Genomic DNA, 10,410 nt, shown 5'->3' on the forward strand with positions numbered 1-10,410 from the left:
CCCCAATACAGGAATTAGAGTCATGGCTCTGACCAACGAAGACATCATCAACGCCGTATCCGAAATGTCCGTCATGCAAGTGGTCGAACTGATCAAGGCGATGGAAGAGAAGTTCGGCGTTACCGCTGCTGCAGCTACCGTTGCCGCTGCTGGCCCGGCTGCTGCCGCTGCCGAAGAGCAGACCGAGTTCACCATCGTCCTGGCCGAAGCTGGCGACAAGAAAGTGAACGTGATCAAGGTCGTTCGCGAACTGACCGGTCTGGGTCTGAAAGAAGCCAAGGCTGTCGTAGACGGCGCTCCGGGCGTGGTGAAGGAAGGCGCTTCGAAAGAAGAAGCCGAAGCCGCCAAGAAAGCCCTGGAAGAAGCAGGCGCCAAAGTCGAGCTCAAGTAAGCGACGACCTTGCGTCTACAGCCCGAGCGTCAAGCGAAAGGCTGATGGCTGGTGGCTTTTGCCACCGGCCTTTTTCCGTTCTGGGTGGACTCGCCTCGGGCGTTCCACCCAAGACGTGAAAGTGCCCCGAGTGGGCAATGCAGGCCAAGGGGTCTGCAAGATTTTCCGGCTGCTCCCGTCGGAGACGCCAAACAAGCAGGTGACCAAGCTGGGGAACGCTGATGGCTTACTCATACACTGAGAAAAAACGTATCCGCAAGGACTTTAGCAAGTTGCCGGACGTCATGGATGTGCCGTATTTGCTGGCCATCCAGCTGGATTCCTATCGCGAATTCCTGCAGGCTGGCGCAACCAAGGAGCAGTTCCGCGATATCGGTCTGCACGCGGCCTTCAAGTCCGTTTTCCCGATTATCAGCTATTCCGGCAATGCTGCCCTGGAATACGTCGGCTACCGTCTGGGTGAGCCGGCATTCGATGTCAAGGAGTGCGTGCTGCGCGGCGTGACCTTCGCCGTACCGCTGCGCGTGAAAGTTCGCCTGATCATCTTCGACCGCGAGTCGTCGAACAAGGCGATCAAGGACATCAAGGAACAAGAAGTCTACATGGGGGAAATCCCCCTGATGACCGAGAACGGTACCTTCATCATCAACGGTACCGAGCGTGTCATCGTCTCCCAGCTGCACCGTTCCCCGGGCGTGTTCTTCGACCACGACCGTGGCAAGACCCACAGCTCCGGCAAGCTGCTGTACTCCGCGCGGATCATTCCTTACCGCGGTTCCTGGCTGGACTTCGAGTTCGATCCGAAGGACTGCGTGTTCGTCCGTATCGACCGTCGCCGCAAGCTGCCGGCCTCGGTACTGCTGCGCGCGCTCGGCTACAGCACCGAAGAGATCCTCAACGCCTTCTACGCGACCAACGTCTTCCACATCAAGGGCGAGACCCTGAACCTGGAACTGGTCCCGCAGCGTCTGCGCGGTGAAGTCGCGAGCATCGACATCAAGGATGGCAGCGGCAAGGTGATCGTGGAGCAGGGGCGTCGTATCACTGCCCGCCACATCAACCAGCTGGAAAAGGCTGGCGTGAGCCAGCTGGAAGTGCCGTTCGACTACCTGATCGGCCGTACCATCGCCAAGGCGATCGTGCATCCGGCTACCGGCGAGATCATCGCCGAGTGCAACACCGAGCTGACCCTCGACCTCCTGGCCAAGGTGGCCAAGGCTCAGGTCGTGCGCATCGAGACTCTGTACACCAACGACATCGACTGCGGTCCGTTCATCTCCGACACCCTGAAGATCGACAACACCAGCAACCAGCTGGAAGCCCTGGTCGAAATCTACCGGATGATGCGTCCGGGCGAGCCGCCGACCAAGGAAGCTGCCGAGACCCTGTTCGGCAACCTGTTCTTCAGCGCCGAGCGTTACGACCTGTCGGCCGTGGGCCGGATGAAGTTCAACCGCCGTATCGGTCGTACCGAGATCGAAGGTCCGGGCGTCCTGAGCAAGGAAGACATCATCGATGTGCTCAAGACCCTCGTCGACATCCGTAACGGCAAGGGCATCGTCGATGACATCGACCACCTGGGCAACCGTCGCGTCCGTTGCGTCGGCGAAATGGCCGAGAACCAGTTCCGCGTGGGCCTGGTGCGCGTCGAGCGCGCGGTCAAGGAACGCCTGTCCATGGCCGAAAGCGAAGGCCTGATGCCGCAGGACCTGATCAACGCCAAGCCGGTGGCTGCCGCGATCAAGGAGTTCTTCGGTTCGAGCCAGCTGTCGCAGTTCATGGACCAGAACAACCCGCTTTCCGAGATCACCCACAAGCGCCGCGTCTCCGCGCTCGGCCCGGGCGGTCTGACCCGTGAGCGTGCGGGCTTCGAGGTTCGTGACGTACACCCGACCCACTACGGCCGCGTGTGCCCGATCGAAACCCCTGAAGGTCCGAACATCGGTCTGATCAACTCCCTGGCGACCTACGCCCGCACCAACAAGTACGGCTTCCTCGAGAGCCCGTACCGCGTGGTCAAGGACAGCCTGGTAACCGACGAGATCGTGTTCCTGTCGGCGATCGAAGAAGCCGACCACGTCATCGCCCAGGCTTCGGCGACCCTCAACGAGAAGGGTCAACTGGTGGACGAACTGGTGGCCGTGCGTCACCTGAACGAATTCACCGTGAAGGCGCCGGAAGACGTGACCCTGATGGACGTGTCGCCGAAGCAGGTCGTTTCCGTCGCTGCCTCGCTGATTCCGTTCCTCGAGCACGATGACGCCAACCGCGCACTCATGGGCTCGAACATGCAGCGTCAGGCCGTGCCGACCCTGCGTGCCGACAAGCCGCTGGTGGGTACCGGCATGGAGCGCAACGTGGCGCGCGACTCCGGCGTCTGCGTCGTGGCTCGCCGTGGCGGTGTGATCGACTCGGTCGATGCCAGCCGTGTCGTGGTTCGCGTGGCGGATGACGAAGTCGAGACCGGCGAAGCGGGTGTCGACATCTACAACCTGACCAAGTACACCCGTTCCAACCAGAACACCTGCATCAACCAGCGTCCGCTGGTGAGCAAGGGTGACGTGGTCGCGCGCGGCGACATCCTGGCCGACGGTCCGTCCACCGACATGGGCGAACTGGCCCTGGGCCAGAACATGCGCGTAGCGTTCATGCCCTGGAACGGCTTCAACTTCGAAGACTCCATCTGCCTGTCCGAGCGCGTGGTCCAGGAAGATCGTTTCACCACGATCCACATCCAGGAACTGACCTGCGTCGCTCGTGACACCAAGCTCGGCCCAGAGGAAATCACCGCGGACATCCCGAACGTGGGCGAGGCCGCGCTGAACAAGCTGGACGAAGCCGGTATCGTCTACGTCGGCGCCGAAGTGCAGGCCGGTGACATCCTGGTCGGCAAGGTCACTCCGAAAGGCGAGACCCAGCTGACTCCGGAAGAGAAGCTGCTGCGCGCGATCTTCGGTGAGAAGGCGTCCGACGTGAAGGACACCTCCCTGCGTGTGCCGACCGGCACCAAGGGTACCGTCATCGACGTTCAGGTCTTCACCCGCGACGGCGTCGAGCGCGACTCCCGCGCTCTGTCCATCGAGAAGATGCAACTCGACCAGATCCGCAAGGACCTGAACGAAGAGTTCCGCATCGTCGAAGGCGCGACCTTCGAGCGTCTGCGTGCCGCCCTGGTCGGTGCCAAGGCTGAAGGTGGCCCGGCGCTGAAGAAGGGTACGGAGATCACCGACGACTACCTCGACGGTCTCGAGCGCGGCCAGTGGTTCAAGCTGCGCATGGCGGACGACGCCCTGAACGAACAGCTGGAGAAGGCCCAGGCCTACATCAGCGATCGTCGCCAGCTCCTGGACGACAAGTTCGAGGACAAGAAGCGCAAGCTGCAGCAGGGCGACGACCTGGCTCCGGGCGTGCTGAAGATCGTCAAGGTCTACCTGGCGATCAAGCGTCGCATCCAGCCGGGCGACAAGATGGCCGGCCGTCACGGTAACAAGGGTGTGGTCTCGGTGATCATGCCGGTGGAAGACATGCCGCACGATGCCAATGGCACGCCGGTCGACATCGTCCTCAACCCGCTGGGCGTACCGTCGCGTATGAACGTCGGTCAGATCCTCGAAACCCACCTGGGCCTCGCGGCCAAGGGGCTGGGCGAGAAGATCAACCGCATGCTCGAAGAGCAGCGCAAGGTCGCCGAACTGCGTAAGTTCCTGCACGAGATCTACAACGAGATCGGCGGTCGCGAGGAAAACCTCGACGAGCTGGGCGACAACGAGATCCTCGCGCTGGCCAAGAACCTGCGCGGTGGCGTACCGATGGCGACCCCGGTGTTCGATGGCGCCAAGGAACGTGAGATCAAGGCCATGCTGAAGCTGGCCGACCTGCCGGAAAGCGGCCAGATGCGTCTGTTCGACGGCCGTACCGGCAACCAGTTCGAGCGTCCGACCACCGTCGGCTACATGTACATGCTCAAGCTGAACCACCTGGTGGACGACAAGATGCACGCCCGTTCCACCGGCTCGTACAGCCTGGTTACCCAGCAGCCGCTGGGTGGTAAGGCACAGTTCGGTGGTCAGCGCTTCGGTGAGATGGAGGTGTGGGCGCTGGAAGCCTATGGCGCGGCGTACACCCTGCAGGAAATGCTGACGGTCAAGTCGGACGACGTGAACGGCCGGACCAAGATGTACAAGAACATCGTGGACGGCGATCACCGCATGGAGGCCGGCATGCCCGAGTCCTTCAACGTTCTGATCAAAGAGATCCGTTCGCTCGGCATCGACATCGAACTGGAAACCGAATAACACGTGACGCTAGACGGTGCGGCTGGTCAAGGCCGGTCGCACCGGGTCCGTGAGGAGGAAAGGCCTTGAAAGACTTGCTTAATCTGTTGAAAAACCAGGGTCAAATCGAAGAGTTCGATGCCATCCGTATTGGCCTGGCTTCGCCCGAGATGATTCGTTCCTGGTCTTTCGGCGAAGTTAAAAAGCCGGAAACCATCAACTACCGTACCTTCAAGCCGGAGCGCGACGGCCTGTTCTGCGCCAAGATCTTCGGCCCGGTGAAGGACTACGAGTGCCTGTGCGGCAAGTACAAGCGCCTCAAGCACCGCGGTGTGATCTGCGAGAAGTGCGGCGTGGAAGTCGCCCTGGCCAAGGTGCGCCGCGAGCGCATGGGCCACATCGAGCTGGCTTCGCCGGTTGCCCACATCTGGTTCCTGAAGTCGCTGCCGTCCCGTATCGGCCTGCTGCTGGACATGACCCTGCGCGATATCGAGCGCGTGCTCTATTTCGAGAGCTACGTGGTGATCGATCCGGGCATGACCACCCTGGAAAAGGGCCAGCTGCTGAACGACGAGCAATACTTCGAGGCCCTCGAAGAGTTCGGTGACGATTTCGATGCTCGCATGGGCGCCGAAGCCGTTCACGAACTGCTCAACGCCATCGATCTGGAGCACGAGATCGGCCGCCTGCGCGAAGAGATTCCGCAGACCAACTCGGAAACCAAGATCAAGAAGCTGTCCAAGCGCCTGAAGCTGATGGAAGCCTTCCAGGGCTCCGGCAACAAGCCTGAGTGGATGGTCCTGACCGTCCTGCCGGTGCTGCCGCCGGACCTGCGTCCGCTGGTTCCGCTGGATGGCGGTCGCTTCGCGACTTCCGACCTGAACGACCTGTATCGTCGGGTGATCAACCGTAACAACCGTCTGAAGCGCCTGCTCGACCTGGCCGCTCCGGACATCATCGTGCGCAACGAAAAGCGCATGCTGCAGGAAGCCGTCGACGCCCTGCTCGACAACGGCCGTCGCGGTCGCGCCATCACTGGCTCGAACAAGCGTCCGCTGAAGTCGCTGGCCGACATGATCAAGGGCAAGCAAGGTCGCTTCCGTCAGAACCTGCTCGGCAAGCGCGTGGACTACTCCGGTCGTTCCGTGATCACCGTGGGCCCGACCCTGCGCCTGCACCAGTGCGGTCTGCCGAAGAAGATGGCCCTGGAGCTGTTCAAGCCGTTCATCTTCGGCAAGCTGGAAGGTCGTGGCATGGCCACCACCATCAAGGCCGCCAAGAAAATGGTCGAGCGCGAGCTGCCCGAGGTCTGGGACGTTCTCGCCGAAGTTATCCGCGAGCATCCGGTTCTCCTGAACCGTGCGCCGACCCTGCACCGTCTGGGCATCCAGGCGTTCGAGCCGGTCCTCATCGAAGGCAAGGCGATCCAGCTGCACCCGCTGGTCTGCGCCGCGTACAACGCCGACTTCGACGGTGACCAGATGGCCGTCCACGTTCCGCTGACCCTCGAGGCCCAGCTGGAAGCGCGCGCGCTGATGATGTCCACCAACAACATCCTGTCGCCCGCCAACGGCGAGCCGATCATCGTTCCGTCGCAGGACGTGGTAATGGGTCTGTACTACATGACCCGTGAAGCGATCAACGCGAAGGGCGAGGGCATGGCCTTCGCCGACCTGCAGGAAGTCGACCGCGCCTACCGCAGCGGCCAGGCGTCCCTGCACGCTCGCGTGAAAGTGCGCATCAACGAAAAGATCAAGGGTGAAGACGGCCAACTGACCGCCAATACCCGTATCGTCGACACCACCGTCGGCCGCGCGCTGCTGTTCCAGGTCGTTCCGGCCGGCCTGCCGTTCGACGTGGTCAACCAGTCGATGAAGAAGAAGGCGATCTCCAAGCTGATCAACCACTGCTATCGCGTGGTGGGTCTGAAGGACACCGTCATCTTCGCCGACCAACTGATGTACACCGGTTTCGCCTACTCGACCATTTCCGGCGTGTCCATCGGCGTCAACGACTTCGTCATCCCGGACGAGAAGGCGCGGATCATCAACGCCGCCACCGACGAAGTGAAGGAGATCGAGAGCCAGTACGCCTCCGGCCTGGTAACCCAGGGCGAGAAGTACAACAAGGTGATCGACCTGTGGTCGAAGGCCAACGACGAAGTGTCCAAGGCGATGATGGCCAACCTCTCGAAAGAGAAGGTCGTCGATCGCGAGGGCAAGGAAGTCGACCAGGAGTCCTTCAACTCCATGTACATGATGGCTGACTCGGGTGCGCGGGGCTCCGCGGCCCAGATCCGTCAGCTGGCAGGTATGCGTGGCCTGATGGCCAAGCCGGACGGCTCGATCATCGAGACCCCGATCACCGCGAACTTCCGTGAAGGCCTGAACGTACTCCAGTACTTCATCTCCACCCACGGTGCTCGTAAGGGTCTGGCGGATACCGCGCTGAAGACCGCGAACTCCGGTTACCTGACCCGTCGTCTGGTCGACGTGGCCCAGGATCTGGTAGTGACCGAGATCGATTGCGGTACCGAGCACGGCCTGCTGATGTCGCCGCACATCGAAGGCGGCGACGTGGTCGAACCGCTCGGCGAGCGCGTGCTCGGCCGTGTGATCGCGCGCGACGTGTTCAAGCCGGGCAGCGACGAGGTCATCGTGCCGGCCGGCACCCTGATCGACGAGAAGTGGGTCGACTTCCTCGAAGTGATGAGCGTCGACGAAGTGGTGGTGCGTTCCCCGATCACCTGCGAAACCCGTCATGGCATCTGCGCCATGTGCTACGGCCGCGACCTGGCCCGTGGCCATCGCGTCAACATCGGCGAGGCGGTCGGTGTCATCGCTGCCCAGTCCATCGGTGAGCCGGGCACCCAGCTGACCATGCGTACCTTCCACATCGGCGGTGCGGCCAGCCGGACCTCCGCGGCCGACAACGTCCAGGTGAAGAACGGCGGTACCATCCGCCTGCACAACCTGAAGCATGTGGTTCGTGCCGACGGCGCGCTGGTCGCGGTTTCCCGTTCCGGCGAACTGGCGGTTGCCGACGACTTCGGTCGCGAGCGCGAGCGCTACAAGCTGCCGTACGGTGCGGTGATCTCGGTCAAGGAAGGTGACAAGGTCGACCCGGGCGCCATCGTCGCCAAGTGGGACCCGCACACCCACCCGATCGTCACCGAGGTGGACGGTACCGTGGCCTTCGTGGGCATGGAAGAGGGCATCACCGTCAAGCGTCAGACCGACGAACTGACCGGCCTGACCAACATCGAAGTGATGGATCCGAAGGACCGTCCGGCTGCCGGCAAGGACATCCGTCCGGCCGTGAAGCTGATCGATGCCGCGGGCAAGGACCTGCTGCTGCCGGGTACCGACGTACCGGCGCAGTACTTCCTGCCGGCCAACGCCCTGGTCAACCTGACCGACGGCGCCAAGGTGAGCATCGGTGACGTTGTCGCGCGTATCCCGCAGGAAACCTCGAAGACCCGTGACATCACCGGTGGTCTGCCGCGCGTTGCCGACCTGTTCGAGGCTCGTCGTCCGAAAGAGCCTTCGATCCTGGCGGAAATCAGCGGCACCATCTCCTTCGGCAAGGAGACCAAGGGCAAGCGCCGCCTGGTCATCACGCCGAACGATGGCAGCGATCCGTACGAGGAGCTGATTCCGAAGTGGCGTCACCTGAACGTGTTCGAAGGCGAACAGGTGAACCGCGGCGAAGTCATCTCCGACGGTCCGAGCAACCCGCACGACATCCTGCGCCTGCTGGGCGTGAGCTCGCTGGCGAAGTACATCGTCAACGAGATCCAGGACGTCTACCGTCTGCAGGGCGTGAAGATCAACGACAAGCACATCGAGACCATCCTGCGTCAGATGCTGCGCAAGGTCGAAGTCAGCGAGTCCGGCGACTCCAGCTTCATCAAAGGCGACCAGGTGGAACTCACCCAGGTGCTGGAAGAGAACGAACAGCTCGGTACCGAGGACAAGTTCCCGGCCAAGTACGAGCGGGTTCTGCTGGGTATCACCAAGGCCTCCCTGTCGACCGAGTCGTTCATTTCCGCGGCGTCGTTCCAGGAGACCACCCGCGTCCTCACCGAGGCGGCGGTCACCGGCAAGCGCGACTTCCTGCGTGGTCTGAAAGAGAACGTGGTCGTGGGTCGCCTGATCCCGGCCGGTACCGGTCTGGCTTACCACAGCGAGCGCAAGCGTCAGCGCGACCTCGGCAAGCCGCAGCGTGTGAGTGCCAGCGAGGCGGAAGCCGCACTGACCGAAGCGCTGAACTCGAGCGGTAACTAAGCATCAACGACAAGCCCCGGCTATCCCGATAGCCGGGGCTTTGTCTTGACGGTGTACAAGAACCTCTTTACTATTTTGTACCCCGAAAATTGGCAGGGCGCACGCTCTGTCATTTCGTTTGTGTGTCGTAAGACAATCAGTGGAGCTATAGATGGCAACTATCAACCAGCTGGTGCGTAAGCCGCGCAAGCGCATGGTCGACAAGAGCGACGTGCCTGCGCTGCAAAACTGCCCGCAACGTCGTGGCGTATGCACCCGCGTATACACCACCACGCCGAAAAAGCCGAACTCGGCACTGCGTAAGGTATGCCGTGTACGTCTGACCAACGGTTTCGAGGTTTCCTCGTACATCGGTGGTGAAGGTCACAACCTGCAAGAGCACAGCGTAGTGCTGATCCGTGGCGGTCGTGTAAAGGACCTTCCGGGTGTGCGTTACCACACCGTGCGCGGTTCGCTGGACACCTCGGGTGTCAAAGACCGTAAGCAGGGTCGTTCGAAGTACGGCGCCAAGCGTCCGAAGTAATAGCGTTTTTATATTTATCTGAGTCGATAAGAGTAAGGTCGGGCGTAACTTGACTGTTATGGTCCCGGGCTAACCTGAAGACCGTTTGAGGGCTTATCAATGCCAAGACGTCGTGTAGCGGCCAAGCGTGAAGTGCTGGCTGATCCGAAATACGGAAGCCAGATCCTGGCCAAGTTCATGAACCACGTGATGGAAAGCGGCAAGAAAGCCGTTGCCGAGCGTATCGTTTACGGTGCGCTGGACAAGGTGAAGGAACGCGGCAAGGCCGATCCCCTGGAAACCTTCGAAAAAGCTCTCGATGCCATCGCTCCGCTGGTCGAAGTGAAGTCCCGCCGCGTAGGTGGTGCGACTTACCAGGTTCCGGTCGAAGTCCGTCCGTCCCGTCGTAATGCCCTGGCCATGCGTTGGCTGGTGGACTTCGCCCGCAAGCGTGGCGAGAAGTCCATGGCTCTGCGCCTGGCTGGCGAGCTGCTGGATGCCGCTGAAGGCAAGGGCGCAGCAGTCAAGAAGCGTGAAGACGTGCACCGTATGGCAGAGGCCAACAAGGCCTTCTCGCACTACCGGTTCTAATCGCGCTGCCCAACCCCCGAGGACCTTATTGTGGCCCGTACTACACCCATCAACCGCTACCGTAATATCGGTATCTGTGCCCACGTTGACGCGGGCAAGACCACCACCACGGAGCGGGTTCTGTTCTATACCGGCGTCAACCACAAGCTGGGCGAAGTGCATGACGGCGCTGCGACCACCGACTGGATGGTGCAGGAGCAGGAGCGCGGTATCACCATTACCTCCGCTGCCGTTACCACCTTCTGGAAGGGTTCGCGCGGTCAGTACGACAACTATCGCGTAAACGTCATCGACACTCCCGGCCACGTAGACTTCACCATCGAGGTGGAGCGTTCCCTGCGTGTACTGGACGGCGCTGTCGTGGTG

General features: G+C 61.7%; 6 protein-coding genes. All 6 read left to right on the forward strand.

All coding sequences use genetic code 11. The features are described from left to right. Window positions 1-22 precede the first annotated feature (22 nt). Complete coding sequence (gene rplL, locus FFS27_RS21275; RefSeq protein ID WP_003093747.1) at window positions 23-391, forward strand: 50S ribosomal protein L7/L12; 369 nt, start codon at window positions 23-25, stop codon at window positions 389-391. Window positions 392-612: 221 nt separating this feature from the next. Further along, window positions 613-4,686, forward strand: a complete 4,074-nt coding sequence (gene rpoB / locus FFS27_RS21280) for a DNA-directed RNA polymerase subunit beta (RefSeq protein WP_003093746.1) — start codon at window positions 613-615, stop codon at window positions 4,684-4,686. A gap of 65 nt (window positions 4,687-4,751) precedes the next feature. Continuing rightward, entirely contained in the window at window positions 4,752-8,951 is a 4,200-nt protein-coding gene (gene rpoC, locus FFS27_RS21285; RefSeq protein ID WP_003093745.1) for a DNA-directed RNA polymerase subunit beta', read from the forward strand. A gap of 151 nt (window positions 8,952-9,102) precedes the next feature. Next, entirely contained in the window at window positions 9,103-9,474 is a 372-nt protein-coding gene (gene rpsL, locus FFS27_RS21290; RefSeq protein ID WP_003093744.1) for a 30S ribosomal protein S12, read from the forward strand. A gap of 99 nt (window positions 9,475-9,573) precedes the next feature. Beyond that, a complete protein-coding gene (gene rpsG / locus FFS27_RS21295; RefSeq protein ID WP_003093742.1) occupies window positions 9,574-10,044 on the forward strand; it encodes a 30S ribosomal protein S7 in 471 nt (156 codons plus the stop codon). 30 nt (window positions 10,045-10,074) lie between these two features. Beyond that, on the forward strand, window positions 10,075-10,410 hold a 336-nt coding region (locus FFS27_RS21300), incomplete at its 3' end, for a GTP-binding protein (RefSeq protein ID WP_137952193.1).

Source organism: Pseudomonas sp. 2VD (genome assembly GCF_005503585.1).
In the GTDB taxonomy this organism is placed as follows: domain Bacteria; phylum Pseudomonadota; class Gammaproteobacteria; order Pseudomonadales; family Pseudomonadaceae; genus Pseudomonas; species Pseudomonas aeruginosa.